Annotated in this window: 20 protein-coding genes and 1 tRNA gene; 6 read left to right on the top strand and 15 right to left on the bottom strand. The window is 57.6% G+C overall.

Features of this window, described 5'->3' with window-relative positions; genetic code table 11:
* Positions 1-2: 2 nt before the first annotated feature.
* The 8 genes from ACOZ42_RS13695 to ACOZ42_RS13730 form a co-directional block, all read right to left on the bottom strand.
* Positions 3-1,487 (bottom strand): NAD(P)H-hydrate dehydratase, encoded by a 1,485-nt coding sequence (locus tag ACOZ42_RS13695; RefSeq protein ID WP_426345270.1) that lies wholly within the window; start codon positions 1,485-1,487, stop codon positions 3-5.
* Between the two features lie 186 nt (positions 1,488-1,673).
* Entirely contained in the window at positions 1,674-2,696 is a 1,023-nt protein-coding gene (locus tag ACOZ42_RS13700; protein ID WP_415301906.1) for an XdhC family protein, read from the bottom strand.
* 24 nt (positions 2,697-2,720) lie between these two features.
* Entirely contained in the window at positions 2,721-4,391 is a 1,671-nt protein-coding gene (locus ACOZ42_RS13705) for a TRAP transporter large permease (RefSeq protein WP_426345854.1), read from the bottom strand.
* Between the two features lie 11 nt (positions 4,392-4,402).
* On the bottom strand, positions 4,403-5,011 hold the full coding sequence (locus ACOZ42_RS13710) for a TRAP transporter small permease subunit (RefSeq protein ID WP_039943468.1): 609 nt from the start codon (positions 5,009-5,011) through the stop codon (positions 4,403-4,405).
* A gap of 205 nt (positions 5,012-5,216) precedes the next feature.
* A complete protein-coding gene (locus ACOZ42_RS13715) occupies positions 5,217-6,395 on the bottom strand; it encodes a xanthine dehydrogenase family Fe-S subunit (protein WP_426345271.1) in 1,179 nt (392 codons plus the stop codon).
* A gap of 3 nt (positions 6,396-6,398) precedes the next feature.
* The gene (locus ACOZ42_RS13720; RefSeq protein ID WP_426345272.1) at positions 6,399-7,235 is read right to left on the bottom strand and encodes an FAD binding domain-containing protein; all 837 of its coding nucleotides are present in this window, start codon (positions 7,233-7,235) and stop codon (positions 6,399-6,401) included.
* On the bottom strand, positions 7,232-9,634 hold the full coding sequence (locus ACOZ42_RS13725; protein WP_059318865.1) for a xanthine dehydrogenase family protein molybdopterin-binding subunit: 2,403 nt from the start codon (positions 9,632-9,634) through the stop codon (positions 7,232-7,234). Before ACOZ42_RS13725 ends, ACOZ42_RS13720 begins: the two co-directional genes overlap by 4 nt.
* Positions 9,635-9,658: 24 nt before the next feature.
* Complete coding sequence (locus ACOZ42_RS13730) at positions 9,659-10,756, bottom strand: TRAP transporter substrate-binding protein (protein WP_426345273.1); 1,098 nt, start codon at positions 10,754-10,756, stop codon at positions 9,659-9,661.
* Between the two features lie 381 nt (positions 10,757-11,137).
* Between ACOZ42_RS13730 and ACOZ42_RS13735 the strand changes: the two genes are divergently transcribed.
* From ACOZ42_RS13735 to ACOZ42_RS13750, 4 genes are all read left to right on the top strand, one after another.
* On the top strand, positions 11,138-11,452 hold the full coding sequence (locus ACOZ42_RS13735) for a non-heme iron oxygenase ferredoxin subunit (RefSeq protein WP_003802212.1): 315 nt from the start codon (positions 11,138-11,140) through the stop codon (positions 11,450-11,452).
* Between the two features lie 31 nt (positions 11,453-11,483).
* The gene (locus tag ACOZ42_RS13740; RefSeq protein WP_426345274.1) at positions 11,484-12,761 is read left to right on the top strand and encodes an NAD(P)/FAD-dependent oxidoreductase; all 1,278 of its coding nucleotides are present in this window, start codon (positions 11,484-11,486) and stop codon (positions 12,759-12,761) included.
* A 66-nt stretch (positions 12,762-12,827) separates the two neighbouring features.
* Positions 12,828-14,117: an aromatic ring-hydroxylating dioxygenase subunit alpha gene (locus ACOZ42_RS13745; RefSeq protein ID WP_003802208.1), complete on the top strand. Its 1,290-nt coding sequence runs from the start codon at positions 12,828-12,830 to the stop codon at positions 14,115-14,117.
* 13 nt (positions 14,118-14,130) lie between these two features.
* The gene (locus tag ACOZ42_RS13750) at positions 14,131-14,649 is read left to right on the top strand and encodes an aromatic-ring-hydroxylating dioxygenase subunit beta (protein ID WP_059318863.1); all 519 of its coding nucleotides are present in this window, start codon (positions 14,131-14,133) and stop codon (positions 14,647-14,649) included.
* Between the two features lie 1,523 nt (positions 14,650-16,172).
* Here the strand turns inward: ACOZ42_RS13750 and ACOZ42_RS13755 are convergent.
* From ACOZ42_RS13755 to ACOZ42_RS13770, 4 genes are all read right to left on the bottom strand, one after another.
* A complete protein-coding gene (locus tag ACOZ42_RS13755) occupies positions 16,173-16,775 on the bottom strand; it encodes an N-carbamoylsarcosine amidohydrolase (RefSeq protein WP_407927750.1) in 603 nt (200 codons plus the stop codon).
* Between the two features lie 7 nt (positions 16,776-16,782).
* Positions 16,783-17,835: a 2,5-dihydroxypyridine 5,6-dioxygenase gene (locus ACOZ42_RS13760; protein WP_131070867.1), complete on the bottom strand. Its 1,053-nt coding sequence runs from the start codon at positions 17,833-17,835 to the stop codon at positions 16,783-16,785.
* Between the two features lie 81 nt (positions 17,836-17,916).
* Positions 17,917-18,741 (bottom strand): alpha/beta fold hydrolase, encoded by an 825-nt coding sequence (locus tag ACOZ42_RS13765; RefSeq protein WP_131070868.1) that lies wholly within the window; start codon positions 18,739-18,741, stop codon positions 17,917-17,919.
* A 2-nt stretch (positions 18,742-18,743) separates the two neighbouring features.
* Positions 18,744-19,715, bottom strand: a complete 972-nt coding sequence (locus tag ACOZ42_RS13770; protein ID WP_059318290.1) for an amidohydrolase family protein — start codon at positions 19,713-19,715, stop codon at positions 18,744-18,746.
* A gap of 291 nt (positions 19,716-20,006) precedes the next feature.
* Between ACOZ42_RS13770 and ACOZ42_RS13775 the strand changes: the two genes are divergently transcribed.
* Together ACOZ42_RS13775 and ACOZ42_RS13780 are read left to right on the top strand one after the other, a co-directional pair.
* Positions 20,007-20,567, top strand: a complete 561-nt coding sequence (locus tag ACOZ42_RS13775; protein WP_003805514.1) for a MarR family winged helix-turn-helix transcriptional regulator — start codon at positions 20,007-20,009, stop codon at positions 20,565-20,567.
* Positions 20,568-21,076: 509 nt separating this feature from the next.
* On the top strand, positions 21,077-22,390 hold the full coding sequence (locus ACOZ42_RS13780) for a short-chain fatty acid transporter (RefSeq protein ID WP_240209216.1): 1,314 nt from the start codon (positions 21,077-21,079) through the stop codon (positions 22,388-22,390).
* Between the two features lie 246 nt (positions 22,391-22,636).
* Here ACOZ42_RS13780 and ACOZ42_RS13785 read toward each other — a convergent pair.
* The 3 genes from ACOZ42_RS13785 to ACOZ42_RS13795 form a co-directional block, all read right to left on the bottom strand.
* A tRNA-Val gene (locus tag ACOZ42_RS13785) sits at positions 22,637-22,711 on the bottom strand.
* A 92-nt stretch (positions 22,712-22,803) separates the two neighbouring features.
* Positions 22,804-23,529 carry a DNA polymerase III subunit epsilon gene (dnaQ, locus tag ACOZ42_RS13790; RefSeq protein WP_003805518.1) on the bottom strand — a complete coding sequence of 242 codons (726 nt, stop codon included), beginning with the start codon at positions 23,527-23,529 and terminating at the stop codon, positions 22,804-22,806.
* A 77-nt stretch (positions 23,530-23,606) separates the two neighbouring features.
* Entirely contained in the window at positions 23,607-26,684 is a 3,078-nt protein-coding gene (locus tag ACOZ42_RS13795; RefSeq protein WP_003805520.1) for an efflux RND transporter permease subunit, read from the bottom strand.
* Positions 26,685-26,689: the final 5 nt, after the last annotated feature.

Below are 26,689 nucleotides of genomic sequence, written 5' to 3' on the forward strand. Positions count from 1 at the left end.
AATCAGACGCTGGACAAAAGTCGCTGCCAGACACGCGGCAACACCGCTAGCAGGTCCTCCGGAATCAGCCCAGGACCGAATTCCAGTGCCGCTTGTGAGTGCAGCCAGACCGCGGCCCCCGCCGCTTCAAAAGCTGGCATGCCTTGCGTCAGCAAACCACACACCAGCCCGGCCAGCACATCTCCGCTGCCGCCGGTAGCCAGCCAGGGCGGTGCGCAGGCATTGATCAAGGCCCGACCGTCGGGGGCGGCAATAATCGTATCCGCGCCTTTGAGCACCACCACGGCCCCGCATTGGGTGGCCGCCAGCCGCGCCGCTTCCAGACGATCTGGCGCCACGTCAAAGACACGGGCAAACTCGCCTGAATGGGGCGTGAGCACACATTGTTCGTGCAACGCCGCCCATAACTGCTGCGGCTGTTGGGCAAAGCTGCTGATGGCATCGGCATCCAGCACACAAGGACGCTGGGTTGCCAGCAGGGCCAGTGTCAGACGACGGGTTTGTTCTCCCAGGCCCGCTCCCGGCCCCACCAGCCAGGCTCGGATGCGTTGATCGGTGGTCAAGGCGTCATCCCAAGGCGCCACCATGATGCTGTCCATCGCACTGGCATACACCGGCCAGACTGAAGAGGGGACCGCCATGCTGACCAGCCCTGCTCCTGCCCGCTGCGCTGCGCGGGCCGCCAGTCGGCTGGCACCCGTCATGCGTTCGCCCCCCACCACCAGCGCGTGTCCGCGTGTGTACTTGTGACTTTGTGCATTGAGCTGGGGAAGATCGGCCTGCCACAGGGCTGGCTCATTCAACCAGGTATCGGGCTCGGGCAAGGACGGGCCCGGCATGCCAATATCGGCCAGTTCCAACTGACCACACAAAGCCCGGCCCGGATACAAAACGTGACCGGGCTTGTAACGCACAAAACTGACCGTCACCGTCGCGGGAGCGGCCACTCCCCTCACTTGTCCACTGGCACCATCCAGCCCGGAAGGGATATCGATGGCGCAGACGGGTACTTTGGAGTCGGCCAGAGACTGAATCAGCCCTGCCGTCTCACCTTGCACATCCCGATCCAGACCCGCACCCAGCAAGCCATCCACGACGACGGAAAAGCGCCGGAAATCCGGGCACTGACTCTCCCAACGGCCCTGCCATTGGGATTGCGCCCAGGCTGCCGTTCCTTGCCGTCGGGATGGGTCTACCAGGCTAAAGACTGAAACCTGTCTTCCCTGCTCACGCAAAATCTGCGCGGCCACCAAGGCATCTGCACCGTTATTCCCCGGCCCGCATAGAAACAGCACCGCTCCTTGCGGCCAATGGCGCTGCACGGTGCGCGCCACCGCGCCTGCGGCCGCCCGGATCAGTTGCTCGACCGACACTCCAAAACCCGGGGCCGCCCTATCCATGCGGGCGCACTGAGCAGGACTGTACAAGGCCTGTTTTCCTGGGGGCGCGCTCAGGGGCAAAAAACCATATTGGGACACAAAAGGCATAGCGGGCTCACAAAAACAGAAATCAAATCCATTCCTGAGGGCATAGGCGACTCTTGGTCAGCAAAGTTCCAGCACCATGATTCCCAGGTCCGGGGCGGGCCATCTACAAAAAAAGAACGGGTCACCGCCCGTTCTCTTATCTTAGTGCCAATTGTCCGAATACAACACGATGGCAGCGCCACCTTCTTAAGCGGAAGTCTGCTCCTGCCTGTCTTTAACAGAAGCTACCGACAGCTCCCGTGGCACCTGCACCCCGTTTTTAACAGCGATGATTTCCGCCATGATGCTGACCGCAATCTCTGCCGGCGTTTTGCTGCCTATATACAAACCAATCGGACCTTTGAGCTTATCGATTTCCTGAGGCGTCAGGTCAAAGTGTTCGGCCAGACGTTCACGACGGCTCTGATTATTGCGCCGCGACCCAATGGCCCCCACGTAAAAAGCACTGCTCTTGAGGGCTTCCAGCAACGCCATATCGTCCAGCTTGGGATCATGCGTCAGGGCCACAATAGCGGTTCTTCGATCCGGCACGCAGGCAATCACTTCGTCGTCGGGCATGCCGCGCACTACCCGTGCTCCGGCCACACTCCATCCCTGAATATGTTCGCTACGCGGATCGCACACTGTCACGTCAAAACCATTGAACAAGGCAATGGTGGCCACGTACTCGGACAACTGTCCGCCGCCGATCAGCAAGAGCCGGTAAGACGGCCCGAACGTCACGGACAAGCGATCTTCGCTTACATGCAAGGCCGCCGGCACACGGGCAGCGCTGCTCCAGGCGCGGCCCGTGTGCAAATCCACGTGCCGCTGCACCAAATGGCGCTGCTCCAGCAAGGTCAGCACCTGCGCCAATGCCTGCGGACAAGGGTTGAACTCGACCAGCAGACGGATTGTGCCGCCACACGGCAAGCCAAAGCGGTGTGCTTCATCAGCACTGATGCCATAGGTCAGCAGTTGGGGACGGTCCTCATCCTGCCAGCGCTTATCCGCCCCGGCAGTCTCATGGTAAGCGCGGATCAGATCGTCCTCGATACAGCCACCCGAGACCGACCCGACCACCGCCCCTCCTTTTTCCAGAGCCATGATGGAGCCCTCCGGACGGGGGGACGAGCCCCAGGTCTGCACGACGGTGACCAATATCGCGTCCCGTCCCTGTGCGCGCCATTGCTGTAACTGGCGCAAAACCCTGACATCCAGGCTCTCCATACGTGTCTCCTGTCTTTCCCGTGTTTACTTGAATACCGGCATGCCGCCACCCGAATCATCAAAGGGATTCAGGTCGGAGCCGTATTCATCCTGCATTTCAATCGTGACCGTACTCGGATCAACTTTGGCGCCGGTTCCCTTGTAGTGCGTGACCATGCCCGGAAACAGAAGCACCACGGCAATCATCACAATCTGGATACCAATAAAGGGTACGGAGCCCCAGTAAATGTCGCCTGTGGCCACACCCGGGATCTTCTTTTTCGTCACTTTGTCGATGTAATCATCCTTAGGGGCCACCGAGCGCAAATAAAATAGTGAGAAGCCAAATGGTGGATGCATAAAGGATGTTTGCATATTAACGGCTAAGAGCACGCCAAACCAGATCAGATCAATACCCATCTTGTCGGCAACCGGCCCCAGCAAAGGCACGATAATGAACGCCAGCTCGAAAAAGTCCAGGAAAAAGGCCAGCACAAACACCAGTACGCTGACCAGTACCAGAAAGCCGTACTCACCGCCGGGCAGATCAATCAGCAGATGCTCCACCCACAGGTCGCCGTCCACACCCCGGAAGGTCAACGAGAAGATCGTGGAGCCGATCAGAATGAACATGACAAAGCAGGACAGCTTGGCCGTGGTATCCATGGCTTGCTTGAGCAGATCAACACTCAGACGCCGACGACTGACAGCCATCAGAATCGCACCGACCGCTCCCATGGCCCCACCTTCCGTAGGGGTGGCAATGCCCAGAAAAATCGTGCCCAGAACCAGGAAAATCAGTCCCAGGGGAGGAATCATGACAAAGACCACCCGTTCGGCCAGGGTCGACAACAAGCCCAGCTTGAGCCACTTGTTGATCAGGGCCAGCACAAAGGCCACGCCGCCCACCAACAGGATGCAGATAATGACTTTTTCGTCGATTGGCCCGTTCGGGTCTACCCAGTACTCGTCCAGCAGATAGCCGGCCACCAGCGCGATCAACAGCAGCACACACAAAGAGCGTGCGCCGGAACGACCATTGGCCTGGGAGTAAGTGCGGTGCTCTGCCGGAATCGGGGGCACGTCTTTGGGACGCAACACGGCCAGAATCAGAATGTAGAGCAGGTACGAGCCGGTCAACACCAGGCCGGGTACCATTGCGCCACGGTACATATCGCCTACCGAACGTCCCAACTGGTCAGCCAGCACGATCAGCACCAACGAGGGGGGAATAATCTGCGACAAGGTGCCCGAAGCCGCGATCACTCCCGTTGCCAACCTGCGGCTATAACCGTAGCGCAGCATGATAGGCAAGGAGATCAGGCCCATGGAAATCACCGAGGCCGACACCACCCCCGTGGTTGCCGCCAGCATGGCGCCCACAAACACCACCGCAATAGCCAGGCCACCGGGCATGGAGCCAAACAACTGGCCAATCGTATCGAGCAGGTCTTCAGCCATGCCCGAACGCTCCAGAATCAACCCCATGAAGGTGAAAAAGGGAATGGCCAGCAACGTGTCGTTGGCCATGATGCCGAATACGCGCAGCGGCAGTGCCTGAAACAAGGACCAGTTAAACAGGCCCAACTCCACACCAATCAGGCCAAATACCATGCCGTTGGCGGCCAGCGCGAAGGCAACTGGAAAGCCCAGCAGCAGAAAAATAATCAGTGACACGAACATCACTGGCGCCATATTGGCGACAAATAAATCCATCATGATCGGTTTCAGCCTTTGTGTTGTTGCGCTAACTTGGCCTGGGCTTGCCGTGCAATGTCTTCAGCGAGCAATTCCTCAGGCGTTTTTTCCAGCAACTTCTTGTTGGGATTGGGGCAGGCCCCGCGCAAGAAGCCGATGCACTTGATCAGGTGCGAGATTCCCTGCAAGGAAATCAGGGCAAAACCGATGGGAATGATGAGTTTGGCAGGCCAACGGATCAGCCCTCCCGAGTTGGAGGAGACTTCCTGGCTCAGGTAAGAGTCCATGAACACCGGCCAGGACAAGGCCATAATGGCAAGGCAGGCGGGCAGCATGAACAACACCACGCACACGGCCTCAATCACAATTTGCGTGCGCTCGGACAGGCGCGAAGCCAGCACGTCCACCCGCACATGCTCATTGCGCAAGAAGGTATAACCGCCAGTCAGCAGAAAAAGGGCACCAAACAGATACCACTGCACCTCCAGCCAGGCATTGGAGCTGGTATCGAAGAATTTACGTGCGAAAGCGTTATAGGAGCTGATCACGACAACCAGCAGAACCACCCACATGACCACCCGGCCACAGAGCTGATTCAGGCTGTCAATCGCCCTTGATAGTTTGAGTAGAAATTGCATCAATCCCCCAGATTTTCTGCGTTGACGTTAGTTGGAATCTCATTGGACAGGAAACGGGCTGCAGGCTTGTGCGGGGCGCGATCCGCCATCCCTCTGGCGCCGCCTGCTGGCGACCCCGGTCAGGGGGCGCACGCGCCCCCCCGAAGCGATGCGCTCTGTCATCTCCTCAGTCCCGTTTTATTAATCGTTTTGCCTTGTCCAGCGCCTAGGCGCGTCGGAAAAGCCCCTTGAAGCGGTCCCACAAAATGCTGAAAAACATTTTGACCGGATTGAACTCGGCCACCACTGGCTCCTGCCCTTCAGCCAAGGGGTTTTCCAGACGCAGGTTCACGTTTTTGCCGAACTCCGCAATCATGCGACGCACGAAATCCTGTACCAGCCCGGAACGCGAGAACTGCGCCAGCGGCCCTTGCAACGAATACACCAGCTCCACGTGCACGCGGCTGCGCTCTTGACCGTCTGGCTGAACCTGATAGCTGACGTCACCGCGCGCGCGCGATTGACTCAAGGAGTCCACCCCTTCGCCCCGCAACACGGCGGCACGACGCTCGTTGTCTTCTTCCAGCGTGGCATTGCCCTTGAACGCAGCCGACATGGGGCCAAACTTGATCGCGATTTTTCCTTGTACCGTGGCCCCTTCCTGAGACTCGATGATCGCCCCCGGCAGACAAGCCGCCACTTTGGGCAGATCCTTCATGAAAGCCCAAACCTGATCGGCCGGGAAACGGGCATCAAAACCACCTTGAATGGCTTGCCCCTTGCCCTTGTCGGCATTACCGGGCGCAGCCGCAGCCACCGGAGCGGGCATCTGCGCTTCTTCCTGGACAGCGTCAAACGTCGTAAAGCTGTTCTGGTCCCAGTCTTGCGGCACGTTCTGCACGACATCCGCGCGCAAGGCTTCCACCTGGGCATCGGGCTGATCGCGCAAGGCCTGCAGCACGGACAAAATGGCGGCCGTAATGCCTTGATAGCCAGTGCAGCGGCAAATATTGCCGGACAGCTCAATACGCACACGGGCTTCGTCCGCGTCGGGCAAACGCAGCACAATGTCGCGGCTGGTGGCCAGCATGCCAGGCGTACAGAAGCCGCATTGCAAGGCGTGTTTTTCCGAAAAAGCCGTACGCAGACGGCTCATGATCGGATCGTCGTCGTAGCCTTCTACGGTGGTGACTTCGTGTCCATCACAAGCACCGGCAAACGTAATGCAGGAGCGCACCGGACGGCCATCCACCAGCACCGTACATGCGCCGCACACACCGTGTTCACAGCTCAGATTGGTGCCGGTCAAACGACTTTTTTCACGTATGAAATCACCCAGATGGGTGCGTGGCTCGGCCTCGTGCTTTTGCTGGCGACCGTTAACTTGAATCGAAATTTCTGCCATGTCTTAACCTTTCACGCCCAGCGCCTGCTTCAGGCTGCGCTCTACGACCGTACGGAACAGCACCTGATGGGCCTCATCCCGTTGTGCCAGATACGGCTGCAAGGCCGCTGCAATCGTGTCCCCGTCCAGAACGGCCGCTCCGTGTGCCGCCACCTTGACAGCCAGTTCGGGCACGGAGCGCGGCGCGCCTTCCATTGCCCCCATCACCACTTTGGCGATGCGCGTGGCCGGATCGAAGTAACAGGCACAACTGGCATCGGCAAACTCGCCCACTTTACGGGTGAACTTGTAATAGCCCCAGCGAGCCGAACCTGATACCTCGGGCACATCCACGGACTCGATGAACTCACCGGCCTCCAGCACCGTGGTATAGGCGGCCAGCATGAATTCACTCATGGGCACGCTGCGGCTACCGTGGGGACCACGCACATTAATGCGTGCGCCCAAGGCGGTACAGGTCAGCACCCAATCGGCAGCTGGGTCTGCATGCGCGAGACTGCCGCCCAGGGTGCCACGATTGCGCACGCCCCGGTACGCGATACGACCGGCCACTTTCTGCATCATGTGACCGCGCAGCAGCTCGTGGACCCCGTCCTCAATCTCGGCATGCGTGACGGCGGCACCAATACGCACCCATCCCTGTGCAGCCTGTACCTGACGCAGCTCCGGCACAGCCGACACATCCAGAACACGGCCGGGACGCACCAAACGCAGATTCAACATAGGGCCCAGAGACTGGCTGCCCCCCATCAGGCGCAGCGCCGACGGGTCGCTGCCATAGGCTTGCTGGATCTGTTTCAGGCTGCGGGCCTGTTCGTATTCAAACTTGGCGGCCTTCATGCCTGCACCTCCGACACGGGCTGTTTGTATTGCTGAGTGGCGCACGGGGCGGCGGCGCGAATGGCGCTCAGCAGCCGATGCGGTGTCACAGGCGTATGCGAGACCTGTGCCCCCGTCGAGCGCAATGCATTATTGATGGCGGACATGATGGCGGCCGGCGGCGCAATCGCCCCACCCTCTCCCATGCCCTTGGCACCGAACTCGGTATTGGGCGAGGGGCTTTCCATGTGTTCGATATGGATATTGGGCACTTCGCAGGCACCTGGCATGACATAGTCGGCCAAGGTCGATGCCAATGGCTGCCCGAACTCGTCGTAAGGCATCTCTTCATACAAAGCGGTGCCGATCCCCTGGGCAATCCCGCCAATCGTTTGCCCTTCCACAATCATGGGGTTGATCATCACGCCACAGTCTTCGACCACCACATACTTGAGCACCTCCACCCCGCCCGTGCGCGGATCAACCGCCACCACCACGGCATTGCTGGCATAGGTAAAACTGCCGGTATCGACCTTGGGCTTGTAACCCACGGACAGTTCCAGACCCTGCGGGTCCACATCCTCTGGCAAATACTGCGGGTTGATGTACCAGGCATCAGCCACTTGAGCGATGCTGACCTGACGACCCTGGGCGCTGAACGTGTCGCCCTGATGCTGCAGACTGTCCTCATCGGCATTGAGCATATGGGCGGCAATCTTGCGCACACGCGGCAGCAATGCCTTACAGGCTTTCGAGACTGCGCCGCCCGACATCACCAGCGAGCGCGAGGCGTAAGTGCCGGTGGAAAACGGCGTGCGGCCGGTATCCCCATGCACCACTTTGATGCGTTCTACGGCAATGCCCAGGATTTCGCTGGCGATTTGAGCAAAAGAGGTTTCCATACCCTGGCCATGCGAATGCACTCCCACGCGCACCTCCAAACCACCATCCGGCGTCATGCGGACAAAGGCCTGGTCGAAACCGGGAATGACTGCTGTCCCCCAGCTCGCAAACACAGAGGTGCCGTGCGCGGACTGTTCGGTGTAGGACGCCACCCCCAGACCAATAAGGCGGCCATCCGGTTCGCCCTGGGCCTGACGCGCCAGTACCCCATCCACATCGACGGCCGCCAAGGCGCGGCGCAGGCTTTCCGGGTAATTGCCCGAGTCGTAGTGCTTATTGGCCACGTTGACATAAGGCATTTGTTCGCCTTGCACCAGATTCATCAGGCGGATTTCCCACGGGGTCTTGCCTACCGCCAGCGCGATCTGATCCATCATCTGTTCAATAGCCAGGCAAACACCCGTGCGGGCAACGCCGCGATACGGCATAAAGCCCGGCTTGTTGGTTCCCACGCCGCGCGTGCGGCAGCGGTACCCCCGAAAATCGTAAGGACCGGGCAGATTGCCCAAGGCTTGACCAACCTCCAGACCCACCGTAAAGGGCCAGACGGAATACGCTCCGCCATCAATATCAATTTCGGCATCCAGAGCCAGCAAACGGCCTTCATCGCTGATGTGTGCTTTGAGCCGGTACTGGTGCTCCCGGGTATTGGCCCCCGCAATCAAATGCTCGCGGCGGTCTTCCATGAAACGGAACGGCTTGCGAAAGGTCTTGGCCAGCCAGGCCACACACAGCTCTTCCTGATGCAGCACGCACTTATAACCAAAGGCACCGCCCACATCAGGAGAAATCACACGCACCTGCGCCTGATCCATCCCCAGGAACTGGGCAATACCGGTGCGGTGCATGTGAGGGATCTGACTGCCGCAATACACCACCAGTTGATCGGCCTGGAAGTCCCAATACGCCAGTACCGCTTTGCCTTCCATCGGCAACATGCACTGTCGCGACAGACTGACCGAATGCTCGATCACGCGGTCGGCACGGGCGGCATGCTCTTCAAAAGCAATGTCTGAGCGCAAGGTCACAAATACATTGTCCTGCCAGCCTTCATGCAACAGCTCACCTTGCGCGGCCAAGGACGCCTGAACGCTGCCATAGACCGGCAACTCATCGTACAGAGCCTCTATCTGCTCCAGAATGTCCTCAGCCACGGCACGGCTTTCACCAAAGGCCAGGGCAACGGGTTCGCCAACATAGCGGACGCTGCCCAAGGCCAGCGGTGGCATGCGGGAGGACTGATAACTGGGCAGGGTGGAAGCGGCGTAAATATCCTGACAATCGGGCATATCGGCGCGGGTAATCACCTGCGCACGTGCCCTGTCTTCAATATTGATCTGACGAATTCGGGCATGGGCCATGGGACTGCGCAAGAAGGCGACTTCCTGCAGCCCCGGCATGGTCATGTTGCCGATGAAGTTGCCCCGGCCATTGAGATGGCGCGCATCCTCCTTGCGAAGAACGCGCGCGCCCACTCCTTGGCCACCCAGGCTTGACGGGTGACTGTGCTGACTCATTTCACTACCTTAAGAATGTACTGCTTAACCGCGCTTGCCCAACTCGCTGAAAGTGAAGTTGTCCAGGGCGCTTTCTGCCACCCGGAACCAACTGGCTTCCTGCTCCTGGAAGGTCTTCCAGCTTGGATAAATCTTGGAAAAATCGGCGTTGCTATCCGACAACTCCTTCCACAGCTCCTGAGACTTGTCGTAGGCAGCCTTCATGACGTCTTTGGGGAAGTAGCGCAGTTTGGCGCCATCGGCCACTAGCTTGCGCAGGGCGCCGGGGTTCAGGGCATCGTATTTGGCCAGGCACAGCATGGACTGCTCGTTACAGGCGGTCTCGAAAGCAGCCTTGAAATTGGCAGGCAATGCTTCCCAGGCATCTTTATTGACCATGGAGGTCAAGGACGCACTGCCTTCAAACCAACCGGGGGAATAGTAGAAGGGAGCAACTTTGTTCAAGCCCAGCTTTTCGTCGTCGTAAGGCCCAATCCACTCGGCAGCGTCAATCGTGCCTTTTTCCAGCGAGGAGTAAATATCGCTGGGAGGAATCTGCTGAGGCACCGCGCCCAGTTTGGACAAGACCATGCCGCCAATTCCACCGATGCGCATCTTCAGGCCCTGCAGACTTTCCAGGTCCTTGATTTCCTTGCGGAACCAGCCCCCCATCTGCACGCCCACGTTACCGGCTACAAAGTTCACGATGTTGTATTGGCTGTACATGTCACGCAGCAATTTCAGGCCGCCACCGTAGTGGATCCAGGAATTGTGCTGACGGGCATTCATGCCAAACGACAGGCCAGTGTCAAACGTCACGGCGGTGTTCTTGCCCACAAAAGCGGTACTGAGCACGTGATTGCATTCGACGGTACCATTGCTGATGGCATCCATATTCTGCGCGTAAGGCACCAGTTCACCACCGGGAAAAGCGCGAATCTCGAATTTGCCCTCGGTCAGTTCGCTGACACGTTTGCACAGTGCCTCGGCCGAGCCATAAATGGTGTCCAGGCTTTTGGGCCAGCCGGTGGACATGCGCCAGCGCACGGTGGGACTGTTTTGTGCAATTGCAGGGGCAGCTACCGCTGCCAGACCCGCACCGGCGACCGTTGCCGATTTCAACAGAAAACTACGACGCTCCATCACTCACCTCTTTGTATTTTTTAATGTATTTACACCCCTTGCTCGACAGGGGTCTGGGTTGTGCCCGCCAGTCTGGCCTGATGCCCGGACAGCAGCGGTCCAAACCTTGCCAAACCGTCCCCCCCGAGGGGCCAGACGGACGTTCCAAGCGGTGTAACTGCCCTGTGAAATTCACACTTACCGCTTCGATAATAGTAAGTGTGCTGATTAATTAATTTTTGGTCAAGCAGGGAAACTACTGACGCATGTCCTTGATGGGATAAAGGAAAGACGCATCAATAGCTTAAGCCTCAACTAGCGCAATCCCTTATAAAAACGATATTTTATTTTTCAATTTATACAGTATACTGACTAAATTGAATGCATAATCTGGAGACGACTTTGAACTGGATAAAAATTTCCGAAACCGACGCCATCGACAACGAAGAGTCCCTGGCTATCGACTGGCAAGGCAAGAAATTGGCCCTGCATAAACTGGACGACGAGTTCTACCTGACCGACAACGTCTGTACCCACCAATATGCCCTGCTCTCTGACGGCTATCTGGAAGATGGCTGTGTGGAATGCCCCCTGCATCAGGCCAAGTTCTGTTTGCGCACGGGCAAGGCCATGAACGCGCCGGCCACGGTGGATATCAAGGTCTATCCGTTACGCATTGAAGGCAATGATATTTTGGCCGACCTCAGTCAGGCCTGAGTTTTTTCCAGCGGACGAAACCAGCAACATCATGGCACACCACACCTCCGTACTGATCATCGGCGCAGGCCAAGCGGCGTCGGTACTGGCACGCGAACTGCGCGGCCTGGGCTATAGCGGCAGCATTACCGTGGTAGGGGAGGAGACTCACCTTCCCTACGAGCGCCCGCCACTGTCCAAAGACGTGCTCAAAGCCAGCGCGTCCACCGAAAGCGTTTTCCTGCAAAAGGCCGAGTTCTATCAAGAACAGAATATTGAGCTTGTACTGGGCACCTCGGTGCACTCTCTCGATTGTGCGTCCCGCCAAGCCCACCTGAGCAATGGGCAAACCTGGAGTTTTGAACACGCCGTGCTCGCCACGGGCGGCGCGGCCCGCGAACTGGCACTGCTGCCTGCGACCCAGGCTAACGCCTTGTACCTGCGCACGCTGGATGATGCCTTGCGTGTGCAGGCCCGTTTGCATCCAGGCGTGCGTGTGCTGGTGATTGGCGGAGGCTTCATGGGTCTGGAGCTGGCCTCGACCGCCCATGAAACCGGCGCACAGGTCACCGTGGTTGAGGCAAACGAGCGCTTGCTGGCCCGCAACGCCCCTGCCCTGCTATCGCATTGGTTGCTGGAGCGCTTTGAATCGCAAGGTATCACGGTGTGTTTGGGCCAGGGGGTAAGCCAGGCTCATTTTGCAACGGACAAGGAACATCCGGTTGAACTGGAGCTTAAGGATGGTCAGCGTTTACAGGGTGATGTAGCGCTGGTCGCCGCTGGCCTGACCGCCAACTCCGCCTTGGCCCGAGCCAGCGGCATTGCCGTAGACGAGATGACCGCCGGGATTATTGTGGATCGTCAGGGCCGCACCAGTGTGGCGGGCATTTATGCCGCAGGCGATTGCACCACACAGATTTGCCCCGAGACGGCGGTGCGCACTCGCACGGAATCCTGGCAGAACGCCAACGAGCAAGCCCGTCAGGTGGCCCATGTGATTGCCGCACAGCCAGCGCCTGCCGCGCCCGTGAGTTGGTTCTGGACAGATGTGCTCGGTTGCAACATTCAGATGCTCGGTCAGGGCAGTCCGGATCTGGACTATCAGGTACGCGGCGTCATGGACAGCCAGGCCGATGCCATCAGCTTCATGCTATTGGCTTTCGAAGGCCCCTATTTGCGACATGCGATCGCCGTCAATGCCGGAGCGGACTTGCGCGCCTTGCGCAGCATCATGGAGCAGAACGTGCCCGTCGATCCAGCTATCGTGCTGGACCCATCGACCAAGCTGCGCCAGTACGTGAAAGAAGCGCTGCGTATAGCCCACGTCTAAAAAACAGAAGCGGCCTGCGCCGCCTTGTCATCACGATTCATTAAAGAGTTATCAGAGGAGAACCCCATGTATCAGACGCAAACGGTGATAGGCCAGACGGTCGGGTCCAAAGACCGCCCTGTCGAGCAATGCACCTGGCCCGAGGATGTACTCAACACGATTCCCGATTGGGTCTACACCAGCAATGACATCTACAACCGCGAGATGGAGCGGATTTTCCACGGTGACACCTGGAATTTCGTGGCCCTGGAGGCCGAAATTCCCGATTCGGGTGACTACAAGCGCTCGTATGTGGGCGCCACACCCGTGGTGGTCGCTCGTGCCGAAGATGGCAGCATCAACGTTTTCGAAAATCGCTGTGCACACCGTGGCGCTGAGTTCTGTCGCCACAACCAGGGCAACACTAATGAGTTTGTGTGTCCCTACCACCAGTGGTCCTACAGCCTGAAGGGCGACCTGCAAGGCATTCCCTTCAAGCGCGGCGCTAATAAAGAAGGCGGCATGCCGCGCAGTTTCAAAAATTCCGAGCATGGCCTGAAAAAGCTGCATGTGACAACGCACAATGGGGTGATTTTTGCGTCCTACAGCGATAAGGTCGAGCCGATTACGGAGTACCTGACCCCTGAGATTCTGAAGGACTTTGAGGCCGTGTTTCCCGGCAAGAAACTCAAGATTCTGGGTTACTACCGCAACGAGCTGCCTTGCAACTGGAAGATGTACCACGAGAATCTGAAGGACCCCTACCACGCGACCTTGCTGCATTCGTTCCTGGTGGTCTTTGGCCTGCTCGTAGCGGGCAACAAATCGCAGATGTATGTGGACCCTGTGCATGGCCGTCATGGCTATATGGCTTCGGCCAAGTCCGAGGACAAGTACGCCGAGGTCAGCGAGGACAACAAGAAGGAAATGCGCTCCTTTGTGGACGATATGCGTCTGCGCGACGAACGTTTCCTGGACTACATCAAAGAGTTTGATTCGCCTTGGTCAGTAACCATGCAGACCATCTGGCCCAACCTGATTGTTCAGCGTGAAATGAACACCTTGGGCGTGCGTCAGATTGTCCCCAATGGCCCCAACAGCCTGATCATGCAATGGACCATGTTCGGCTATGAGGACGACACTGAGGAGATGACGCGACATCGTCTACGTCAGGGCAACCTGATGGGACCGGCCGGTTTCCTGGGCCTGGAAGACAACGAGGCCATGAAATTTGTGCAAGAAGGCGTACGTCGTTCCAGTAGCGAGGTGAACATCATCAAGCTGGATGAGAGCAAGCTGGGCACGTCCAATACGCTGATCTCGGAAGCGGCCATTCGCTCCATGTACCAGTACTACCGCCAAGTGATGGATCTGTAAGACGAGCTGACTTATGAAAATGGATTTTTCTTTCAAACCTGCCCAGGTGCCTCTTGAGCGTGCTGTGACCCTGAAGGCGGAAATCGAGCTGTTCAATGCCGAGTACTGTGCCACCTTGGATCGGGGCAATGTCGAAGACTGGCCAATGTTTTTTGTGCAGGATGCCTTGTACCGGGTGACCTCACGCGAGAACGCAGATCTGAATCTGCCCGTGGGTCTGGTTTATGCAGAAGGTCGCGACATGATGCACGATCGTGCCGTGGCGATTGCTCGCACGCAGATGTACGCCCCGCGCTACATGCTGCATCTGGTCACCGATGTACGAGTCATCAGCGAGGCTGACAATGGCAATCTGGAAGCCGAGGCCAATTTCATGCTGATGCAAACGCTGGTGGAAGGGCCTTCTACCGTGCATCTGGTGGGCAATTACTTCGATACGTTCACACGTGTGGACGGTCGTTTGATGCTCAAGGAGCGTCAGGTGATTTTTGATACGTCCATTCTGGCGAACGATCTGGTGTTCCCCGTCTAGACCTGGTGTCTGCCTGTATTTTTAAAACCGTTTTTTGTGTGCTGTTTCCGAGCCACTTGAGTCAGAGGATTTTCTGATTCTTTTAAGCACCCTTCTTTGTTGAGGGGTGCTTTTTTTTGCTTATTTACTGGGCAGAGGGCTTATGGCTGGCGCAGTGTCAGAGATATGAGTCTTTACGACGGGTAGCGCAGGCTTGGGAGGACTATCAGGCCTGGGGACATTCAGCTTAGTCAGGGTCGGGAATAAAAGGTCTCTGTGAAAACGCCATTCAGTCGGTCTGCTGGGGTATCCGGGCTGAGCACTTGCCGGTGCTGCGCACCGGTGCCCTTGTCAGGAGATAGCTACGGGCGCATCCTGAACTCGCGGGGTGATCCGTCCCCCGGACGGACCACAAACGCCCCGCTCAAACAGCAGGATGCTTGCACCCCTACGCTATCTCCTGCCCGCGGCAAGTACTCTGATCCGCCATGACACCCCAGCAGACCGACTGAACGGCTCACGATAGCTTTTTATCTACCCATCTCTTACAGGCTCTTTGAACAAATAGGGCCCTTTACCTTGCTCTTCTGCGTTTCCTAAGCGCCTAGCGATCTGCTTCGCGTAATAAGCCATAGGCAGTAAGCAGATGAGCATAAAGAACATTAGCTCTCTCCCACACGCAACGATCACCTCTCCCCCAAACACTCCACTGTCACGATGAGTTTTACATTCCCTCCAAACACAAAGAAACCATCAAAAGCCCCGCAATTTAAATTGACAAGCTGCAAGCCTTTGGCCTTTGGTCTTTGCCAAAGCAAACCCCATCTCCCCTTCCGTTCTCCACCCATCCAATCTGAGTCCCTACCCTCCACTCCCCTCTGCCAGTGTCGTTTGGGCTTTAAACAATGTTGCTTGTTTTCTTGTGGGGCCCGTGTTCGGCTTGGCGGGCGAGTCAGGGCCCTTGCCGCGGGCAGAGTACCGGGGTGGGAGGCAAGGGTCGCGCTGTTTGAGGAGCACGCTTGCGGTTTGTCCGGGGGACAAACCGCGCTCCGAGTTCACGACCCGCCCGCCCCGGGACTCTGACAAGGGCACCCACGCGCAGCGTGGGCAAGGGACCCGCCAAGACAAGCCGAACACGGGCCCCACAAGAAAGCTCCCCCTCTCTGACACAAAGCCCAAACAGCAACGTCCAGAAGAACTCCTCTAGTGCTCCCAAAGCTCCACCACACCCTTCTTAAAAAGATTCACAAGACAGCCCTCCCGACAGACAATCTGTCGATATACCATCCCCTTACTCAAGTCCGGTGACAGCAAGCCCTGCAAACCCATAAGGCGACCAGAAATAAAAAAGCCCCCGAGAGCCATACGGCTCCCAGGGGCACAGGTCCGATAGCCCGCCCCCAAGCGGCAGACCATCGATACTCAATCACAAGACTATCGAGACAGACTTGTTAACGACGACTCATGTCCATCAAGCACGGACGCCCATCCAGGCCATGATGAACCATCTTGTTCTTCTCAAACATGCAAGAGCTTGAATCGCTTTAAAGACCTATCAACTTCATGGCCTCTTCACGCGTCGCCACCGTGGCGTACTTCTGACGCATATCGAACAGGTTGGCCTCATGCGGGCCAATTGCACGGTCACCCACGCAGTCCGACACCACCAGGGGGCGGAAACCCAGTTGCATTGCATCGACCACGCTGGAGCGCACGCAACCACTGGTCACCGCGCCCGCCACCAGCAGTGTTTGCACGCCACGCTGGGTCAGCCACGCCGCCAGGGGCGTACCAAAAAACGCCGACGGCACGTTCTTGCGAACAATAAATTCACCCGGTGCAGGAGCCAGCTCCGGCACGATGTGGCTGTTGTGCGCATCTTCGGTCAGACCCAGCATGCCGGGGACTTTGATGCTGAAGATATTGTGATCAGCGCCATCGTCGGCATACACGATACGTGTGTGCGCCACCGGCCAGCCCTGCTCACGCGCCGTTGCCAGCAACTTCTGTGTGTTCGCGATCGCCTCAGGAATATTGCCGCCACCAAACACCGCCGGGTCAGCAAAACCATTCACCAGATCAATAATCAACAAGCCGTAGGGAGCTTGAGGCTCCAGCGTCGATCCAAACCCTTGTTGAGCGTACACCGCTCCTTCATTCGTACTCACCAACACCTCCATCCAGTACGTTGCCATCACGCACCACCGCCCGGCCATCCAGGCTGACCGTGCAATGACGCAAAGGAATATCAATGTGGCAGGCCGTCGTGCGATTGCCGCCCGCCTCGTTGTTTGGGCCCAGAGAGAACAGGAAGTTGCCCTCGAACGCACGGGCATCCATACCAATGGTGTTCTCACGCGAGTACAGGCCCAGCGTAGACCAGTGACAACGCGGTTGCAGACCCCAGCCAATGTGGGAGATCGCGTAACCTTCGGGATCGTTGAAGGACTTCATATACTCGTCCAGCAGCTCGGCTTCGACCCCCCCTTCAATCTTGGTGGCGTAGCCGTTTTCCACGGTCAGAATGATCTGTTCGGTCGAGTACTTCTTCTGTGGCAACAGGATGTCGCCCTTGTCGATCACGATGGTGCCGTTGGTACCCCGCTCATTGGGCCAGGTCAGCACAAAGCCGCTGGGCCAGTGATCCCACCGACCCGGCTCGTCCACAAAACCGTATTCACGAATCGCCGGGAACTCACCGAGCGGGCAGCGCAGATTGGTACCGGCAGGAGAGGTAATGCTCATCTCCTTGGCGGCCTTGATCAAGGCCGCTGCCGCGGTTACGCGTGCACGATCGGCTTCGGTGGGCACCGTGCGAACCAGAATTTCAGGTGGCTCCACGGCCAGCAAAATCTTGGTACCCGACTTCAGAATGTCGATCTGCTCGGGCGAGAACAACAGGGTCATCAGGTCCAGCACCAGATCACTGGCCTTCAAGGCGGCGATCGCCGCCTCATTACCCGTCAAGGGCGTGGTACCCAAGTACGCCAGCGAGTCACGGCTCAAGGCTTTTTCCGCGTTGACCGGCAACAAGTCCAGGCGATTGACAATCGCTCCCATGGACTGGGCGGCAATCTGCGCGCACTGCAGGGTCTGCGGGTGCGTGGTCGAGCTGGTCAGCAAAGTCACCGTTTGACCCGCCTCCAGCTTGGACAGGCGCAGCACTTCTTGCCAGGCCTCGATGAGTTGATAATCACTAACTGCCATCTTGTCTCTCCTTGTGAGAGGCTCCGGCACTGAGGCGGAACCTCTGCATCACAACGGGCCGCCCATGCGGCCCTTTCAACATCACACCAGGCGCTGGCCCAGGAAATCACCGAAGGCTTCGTAAAAGCCTGCTTCGTTATCCCAAGGGATCATGTGACCGGCATTGGGCACGCGTACGTGCTGAACGCCCGGGGCCAACTGCTCAATCTCGGCTACATCTTCATCACGCACCACGTCTCCACGCTCGGCTGTCATCAACAAGGCGGGCACCGTCAAGTGCGGGAAGTCCACGTGGATATCGTCGGTGTGGAAACCTTCAAAGCTGGCCAGAATCGCCGGCTCGTGGCAGGTGTGCAGCCACTGGGCGCGCAATTGCAATTGTTCTTCCGTCCAGGTCGGGCAAAAGGCACGCATGTCTTCTGCGGTACACCCTTTGCGGGCCATCGCCATGGAATCCACGTACCAGGGCAGCTTGGCCGGGTAGGCACGACGACCAGGGCCGGAGACGGGCGGATCGACCATCACCAGACGGTTCAAACCTTCGCTGTTCTTGTGAGCGGCACGCAAACCAATGCGGGCACCCATGGAATGACCGACCACGATGTAGTCTTTCAGGCCCAGGGCTTGAGCCAAGGCAATCAGGTCATCGGCCTGCGCATCCAGACTGTAGTCCATGCCTTCGGCCGCTTCGCTCAAACCGCGGCCACGCACGTCCTGAATATAGGTGTCAAAGTGCTGGCCGAACTGCTCGCCCACAAAACCCCAGGTCACCGCCGGGCTGGTAATGCCGGGAACAATGATGACCGCAGGACGCTGATCGCGCCCACCGACGGAACCACCGTAACGCAGGTAATGCTGACGAATGCCATTGGCGTGAACATGGCCGCCATACAAAAATGTGCTCATCCTTAGCTCCGGTCCAGCTTGAACAGACGAGCCGCGTTGCCGTAACACACCAGCTCGCGGGTCTTGTCATCCATCGGCGCTGACTCGATGAAATCGGCAGCCAGCTCGGTGGATTCATATGGGTAGTCCACGGAGAACAACACGGCCTCGGCGCCCATTTCACCAATCGCGCCCATCAGGGTCGGGGCGGAACAGACACCAGAAGTGGTGATCAGAATATTGCTGCCGATGTACTCGGACGGCTTGCGCTTCAGGGTGACACCGTGTGGGTAGACCGCAAAACGGCTGTCGTAGCGCCAGCGCTGAAATGGCAGGCCTTCGCCCATATGCCCCAGCACCAGCTTCACTTCCGGGCAGCGGTCAAACACACCACCGAACAACATGCGCAATGCGTGGGTACCGGTCTCTACCCCCCACCCCCAGGTTGCGCCCATCAGCTCCGGGTGGCCGGAATAAGCGTGTGGCATTTCATAGGCATCAAAGGGATGCAGGTAGAAGGGCACATCCAGCTTCTGCACGGTTTCCCAAAACGCGTCATATTCGCGGCTGTCGTAATACACGCCATGGGTGTGACCGTTGACCAGGGCCCCTTTCAGACCCAAATCCTGCACGGCACGCGTCAACTCCTGCGCGGCGGCTGCCGGGTCCTGCATGGGCAAAGTGGCAAAACCACCCAGACGATCGGGGTGGTGTGCAATTTGCTGTGCCAGGAAATCATTATTCTGACGAGCGCGCGCGATTGCCACTGACACGTCTTTTTCCACCTGCACGCCAGGACCGGTCTGGGACAGCACGACATACTCGATGCCAGCGCGGTCCATCACTTCCAGACGCTGCGCGTCAAAGTCCTGCAAACGGGCCATCAATTCGCGCGCGTCGGCACTGTCGATATGTTTGACAAAGGCCTTGGAATAATCCTCAAAGCCCACGGCGTTGAAGTGCTCCTCCAGTGCTATTTTTTTAATACGTTTCACCGTAAATATTCCCTAAATTATTGATTTACATAAGGTCAATCGTTTGACCCCCCAACAATATCTATCAGTATGCTGATTATTATTGTTTTCAGCAAGTCGGGAAATCACATATACTTTGGGGCGTGGACAGCGCCTGTAGAAATGACTACAAATCAGAAATCAGGGCTTTTGTTCACCTTAGCGTAGCCCTGCTTTCCTTGTAGACGCCGACCTTGCAGCCGTACCCTTTGCAGGTCGTCCCGCTTTCAGTGTGCTGCCTTTCTGGGCAACAGGCTGAAGGCCACTCAATCGATGACTGACTTATCCATGAAGAATCACGCCGAGCTAAAGCAAGAAGAACGACTGGAAGCCGACGAGGCCGAAATCCTGGGTCCAGTGGAAGAAGAAAATGCCGAGCTGTATCGACGCAAACTGTGGTCCCGGCCCGGTTTTCTGGTTCGCCGTCTTAACCAGATTCACTACGCCATGTTCTACGAGGAGTGCAAAAGCGACCTCACGCCTGTCCAGCACGGAGTCCTGTCGGTGTTGATGGGCTCCCCCTGGCTGGATCAGACCACGATTGGTTACGAGCTAGGCCTGGATCGCACTACCTCCGCCGATGTCATCCGCAGGCTGGAAGAAAAAGGCTTGCTGGGGCGACGCATCAACCCCGAGGACCGCCGTTCCCGCCAAACGTACATCACCGAAGCCGGTCTGGCGGCCATGAAGGAAATCAGTAGCGGCATGAACCGGGCACAAGAGCGACTGCTGGACCCACTGACCGCCAAACAGCGTCAGACGTTTATGACCATGCTGACGCGCGTGGTGGAGCACAACAATCAGTATGGTCGTGCTGCGCTGAAGAACATGTGAGAAGTTCGGGGGGCCCCAGGCCCCTCGCGCATATCAAACCGGTAATTCAACCGTGTGCGCTGGCAGTCGGAGACTGGCTCCAACTGCCGCCACGATCTCATGCACAACAAAAAAGCCTGCGGCAGCAAGAAGTCTGGGCGCTTGTCTCATCCCATTTCTCTATGGGTTGCGCCCGAGAGAAAGCCCAATGGCAACACCACACATTTCATGGCAAAAAAAAACGGGCCCCAGGGGCCCGTAAACAGAACCCATCATCGAGCGATGAGTGACGGTTCTTTCGAAAACACCGTTATATAGTAAAGCACATAGCGTAAGAGAACAAGGGTCCAGAACATGAGGGTGCAGGTTTTCCCGTCTTCACAATGAGCGACATCTCGCCAACAATACGGCCGTACTGAGCATTCTTATCGGAATGCTGTCAGCAAGATGCCCGACCAACAGGCATCCATACACTCTCAAAACATCTGGACCCGCGCAAATACTGGCGCAAGTCCACAGGAGCACACTCTATGTTTAAAGCCATGACGCGCGGTTCGGTCCGCCTGGTTGAACGCTATCTTCCCGATCCGTATATTTTCGTCATCCTGCTCACCTTGATTGCCGGCATTGCCGCCATGGCTTTCGAGCAACGCTCTCCGATGGAGATCATCCAGTACTGGGGCAACGGTTTTTGGGGACTGTTGACCTTTGCCATGCAAATGCTGCTGGTTTTGCTGACTGGACACATGCTGGCCAGCACACCCTTGGTGAAAAGCTGGTTGCGGGGACTTGCCTCTCTGGCCCGCTCTGCCGGCTCGGCCATTATTCTGGTCACCCTGGTTTCGCTGGCCGCCAGCTGGATCAACTGGGGTTTCGGCCTAGTCGTCGGCGCCTTGTTTGCCAAGGAGCTGGCGCGTCAGGTTCGCGTTGATTACCGTCTGCTGGTTGCCAGTGCGTACTCGGGTTTTCTGGTCTGGCACGGCGGCCTGGCCGGTTCCGTACCGCTGACCATTGCCACCTCGGGACATTTCTCCGAAGACAAAATTGGCATTATCAGTACATCAGACACTATCTTTGCCTTCTTCAACCTGGCGATCGTGATCGCCTTGTTCATTCTGGTCCCGCTCGTCAATCGCCTGATGCTGCCCAGCGACAAGGAAAGCATTTATGTAGACCCAAACCTGCTGGAAGATGCGCCCGATGATGTCAAACAAACCACGGACCGTCCCGCAGATCGACTGGAAAACAGTCGCCTGATCTCAATCGTGATTGGTGTGGCGGGCCTGGCGTACCTGTTTGATTACTACGTGCTGCGTGGGGCCACTCTGAACCTGAACGTGATCAATTTCACCTTTCTGATTCTGGCCATCCTGCTGCACGGTACCCCTCGACGTCTACTCAAAAGTCTGGACGAGGCCATTCGTGGCGGTGCCGGTATTGTGATCCAGTTCCCCTTTTACGCCGGCATCATGGCAATCATGATTGATTCCGGTCTGGCGGCCAGCTTGTCCGAATGGATGGTGTCCTTTGCAACCGCCACCACCCTGCCCTTCTGGACCTTCATGAGCGCCGGTCTGGTCAATATTTTTGTACCTTCGGGCGGTGGACAGTGGGCGGTACAAAGCCCGGTTGTAATTGCTGCCACCCAGGCCTTGGACGCCGATATGGCGCGTACTGCCATGGCCGTTGCCTGGGGCGATTCCTGGACTAACATGCTGCAACCCTTCTGGGCTCTGCCAGTGCTGGCAATTGCGGGCCTGAAAGCCAAAGACATCATGGGCTTTTGCCTGATTCAACTGATTGTCTCGGGCATCGTGATCTCGATCGGTCTGACCTGGCTGTAACGCCAGGCAGTCTGCCTTGATCTAACATCAAGGCCTGACTGAACAAAAAACGCCCAGTGATGCGTCACTGGGCGTTTTTGTTTTCAAGCACGGGCCAGCACTGCTCACCTCAACCATCGGCTGTTGGCAACCGACGACCTGAACTCAGCCCACCTCAGCGGACACAGGCCGGACAAGGACGCAGGCACGCCGCCGCAATAAGGGCAATGTTCGATAGCAAAGGGGGGAAATAAAGAAAAGCGAAGATGGTGGGCGGTACAAGGTTCGAACTTGTGACTTCCACCGTGTGAAGGTGGCACTCTACCACTGAGTTAACCGCCCGTAGCTTGCAAGAGCTGCAAACTGCGAAGAAAAAGACTATAGCATGGCCTTGCCTGATTAACAAGGTTTGGCCTGCTATTTTTCCTGAATAATTATTCGGTAACTGGCTGGAGCATCTCGCGCCACATGGGTGGCTTTTTGTTCTGCTTTTCCAGCAGGTCCATGTATTTTTCATGCTCGGCCTGATCGGCTGGCGAAGCGCGCAGCACTTTCAACACGCTGGGATCAAACTTGCCCAGGCTCAAATCGCTGCCCTGTCCTCCTTGCCCATCGGACTCGTCAAAGTCCATCAACAAGGCATCCTGACCCCGCGTCATGGCCAGCCAGACATCGGCCAGCAATTCCGAGTCCAGCAAAGCGCCGTGCAAGGTGCGGTGAGAGTTGGAAATACCGTAGCGCTCGCACAAGGCATCCAGGGAGTTACGCTTGCCGGGGTGCATTTCCCGGGCCACCAGCAAGGAGTCGGTGATGCTGGCGCAATACTCCGAGAAAGGCCCTTTACCGACTCGTTCCAGTTCGGCATCCAGAAAGCGCGTGTCGAACGAGGCATTATGAATAATGACCTCTGCATCCTGCACAAAATCCAGCACTTGGTCGACCACATCCTTGAAACGTGGATGCCCGGCCAAAAACTCGGTGGTCAAACCATGAATGGCCAGCGCTTCGGGATCGGAGTCCCGATCCGGGTTCAGATACAGGTGCAAATGGCGGCCAGTCAATTTGCGGTTGAACAGCTCCACCCCACCCACTTCAACGATACGGTGTCCTTCACGCGGCTCCAGACCGGTGGTTTCAGTATCCAGAATAATTTGACGCATTCACTTTTCCTACAATAGTCGATCACGGCATAAAGCCTTGGCTGGACAGACGCCCCGTAGCCGCCCCGACCCTCAGTTTAGAGAGAGGCCTGGGGCTTATCAATCAGCTCAAGCTGCTCGTCCTGCCCCGCTTTGCGCCCTGCTATCAGCGTATAGGCAACAGGCACCACAAACAGGGTTAACACGGTACCCAACGTCAAACCGCCGACCAGCACCCAGCCGATCTGCTGACGCGATTCAGCCCCCGCTCCGGTGGCATAGGCCAGGGGCAACACCCCCAGCACCATCGCGCCGGTCGTCATCAGGATGGGACGCAGCCGCATCTCGCAGGCCCGCACTACGGCATTGTACAAACTGGCTCCGGCCTCGCGCTGCTGGGTGGCAAATTCCACGATCAAAATGCCATGCTTGGTAATCAGGCCCACCAGAGTAATCAAGCCAATCTGACTATAAATGGACAAGGTTCCGCCTGAGAGCCACAGAGCCAGCAAAGCGCCTGTCATGGACAGAGGCACGGACAGCATGATGATGAGCGGATTGCGCCAGCTTTCGAACTGGGCAGCCAGCACCAGGTAAATGAAGGCCAGCGCCATCAGAAACACCAGATAGATACTGCCCGAGGAGTCCCGGAACTCACGCGATTGTCCGTCCAGATCGGTCTGCACGGTTTCGGGCAGCGTCTTGCGCGCCACCTCATTCATGTGTTCGAGCACCTCTCCCAAGGCATAGCCAGGAGCCACCGAGGCCTCCACAATCACGGCACGCAAACGATTGAAGTGGTTCAGCGATTGAGGGGACACGCTTTCGCGAACTTTCAGGAAATTGGATGCCTGAACCATGCCGCCGTCCTTGGTGCGAACATAAATATCCAGGATATTCTGCGGGCTGGAGCGAGCCTGTTTATCTACCTGCACGATCACATCGTACTGTTCACCATCACTCTTGTAACGGGTCACCTGACGCCCGCCCAGCATGGACTCTAGGGTGCGGCCCACGACCTCTACCGAAACGCCCGTATCGGCCAGCTTGTCGCGATCCACATCAATGCGGATTTCAGGCGTGTTCAGGCGTAAGTCCGTATCCACATTCAACAGTCCCGGATAATCCTTCAGCTCCGCCAGAAAGCCGTCCACAATTCGAGCCAGCTCCGGATAGGGAGCCTGACTCATGATGACAAACTCCACGGGTTTGGAAGTGGCCCGCTGCCCCAGGGAAGGCGGGTTGGTGGGAAAGGCCCGTGCGCCGGGGATGGCCGAGAAATGCGGCTGCAGTTCACGCGCGATCGACTGCTGAGTGCGCGAGCGCTCCTGCCAGGGTTTCAGACGCAAGATGGCAAACGAGTCTGTCACGGTGGGAAAACCAATAATGGACTGATAGCCCTCGGTTTCCGGGATGTCGCGATACAAGGCTTCGACTCGCTCCACATTGTGCAAGGTGTAGTCCAATGTAGCGCCTTCGGGCGAACTCACAATGCCGAAGATCACGCCACGATCCTCAACCGGGGCCAGTTCGCTTTTAATAACCGTAAACAGCAAGGCACTGCTGGCCGCTACGGCAACGCCGATCAGCAAAACCAGCCAGCGCCAGCGCAGGGCCCGGATCAAGGCCCGGCGGTAAGTTCGCGTGAGCCAGACCAGAAAGTTCTCGATCCCCTGACTGACACGGCCTACTTTTGCCCCCTGAGGGCGCAACATACGCGAGCACATCATGGGGGTCAGAGTCAGGGCCACAAAGCCCGATACCAGCACGGCAGCCGCCAGCGTCAGGGCAAACTCAATGAACAGCCGTCCCGTGCGTCCAGTGGCAAATGCCAGCGGCGCATACACCGCCACCAGGGTCAGCGTCATGGCAATCACGGCAAAAGCAATCTCACGCACACCTAAAAAAGCAGCCTGCATGGCAGTTTTGCCTTCTTCGATATGCCGATACACGTTTTCCAACACCACAATTGCATCGTCCACCACCAGACCAATGGCCAGCACCATCGCCAGCAAGGTCAGGGTATTGATGGAAAAACCCAGCATGTACATGATGGCAAACGCCCCGATCAAGGAGATCGGAATTGTCACGATGGGAATGAGGCTGGCGCGGAAACTGCGCAGAAAGAACACAATCACCAGCACCACCAGCAAGATGGCCTCGGCAATCGTGGTGTACACCGAATCAATGGATTCCTGAATAAAGATGGAGCTGTCGTAAGCCACGGTCAGCTTCATATTGCCCGGCAGACTTTCATTGATGCGCTCAACTTCCGCGCGCACCGACTTGGACAGATCCAGCGGGTTGGCCGTGGACTGCTTGGTCACGCCAATATTCAAACTGTTTTGTCCATTGAAACGGGCCAGCACCCGTTCTTCGGCAGGCCCGATCCGCACCTCGGCAATATCGGAGATACGTACCGGGTAGCCGGCCGCCTGACTGATGATGATGTCGCGAAACTCCTCGGGCGTTTCCAGGTCGGTCGATGACACCACCGAAAATTCGCGCGCATCCGACTCGATGCGTCCTGCCGGGATCAGCACGTTCTGTTTGCGCAGCGCATCTTCCACGTCCTGTACCGTCAACTGATAGGCCGCCAGGCGGGTTCGGTCCAGATCGATACGCATGGCAGGCAGCCGCTCGCCAAACACCCGGACTTCGGCCGCACCGGGCAGAACGGACAAACGCGTCTTGATATACCGGTTGATGTAGTCCGAGGCCTCCAGCATGCTGTAGTTGCCCGTGTCGACCCCCACATAAATAATGGGAGTGGAGTCGGCCTCCACCTTGTTGATGATGGGCTCGTCCACTTCGTCAGGCAGAAAGCGTCGAGCGCGCGAGACCTTGTCGCGCACATCGGCCGCAGCCGCATCCGGGGCCCGGTCCAGATTGAACTTGATATTGATCAGGCTGCGCTCGGAGCGGCTACGCGAGGTCATCACATTGACGCCCTCAATCCCCGACAGTTGATCTTCCAGCGGCTTGGTCACCTGAGATTCAATTACCTCCGGCGACGCGCCCTTGTAATTGGTGATGACAGACACCACGGGCTCATCAATGGCAGGGTACTCGCGTACCGTCAGACGTTCATAAGCAATGAAACCGACCAGCACGATCACCAAGGACAGCACCGTGGCAAATACCGGACGGCGGATACATAAATCGGAAAGCACCATGATCC

The organism is Alcaligenes sp. HNGD-HTN06, from assembly GCF_049932565.1.
Classification (GTDB): Bacteria; Pseudomonadota; Gammaproteobacteria; order Burkholderiales; family Burkholderiaceae_B; genus Alcaligenes; species Alcaligenes ammonioxydans.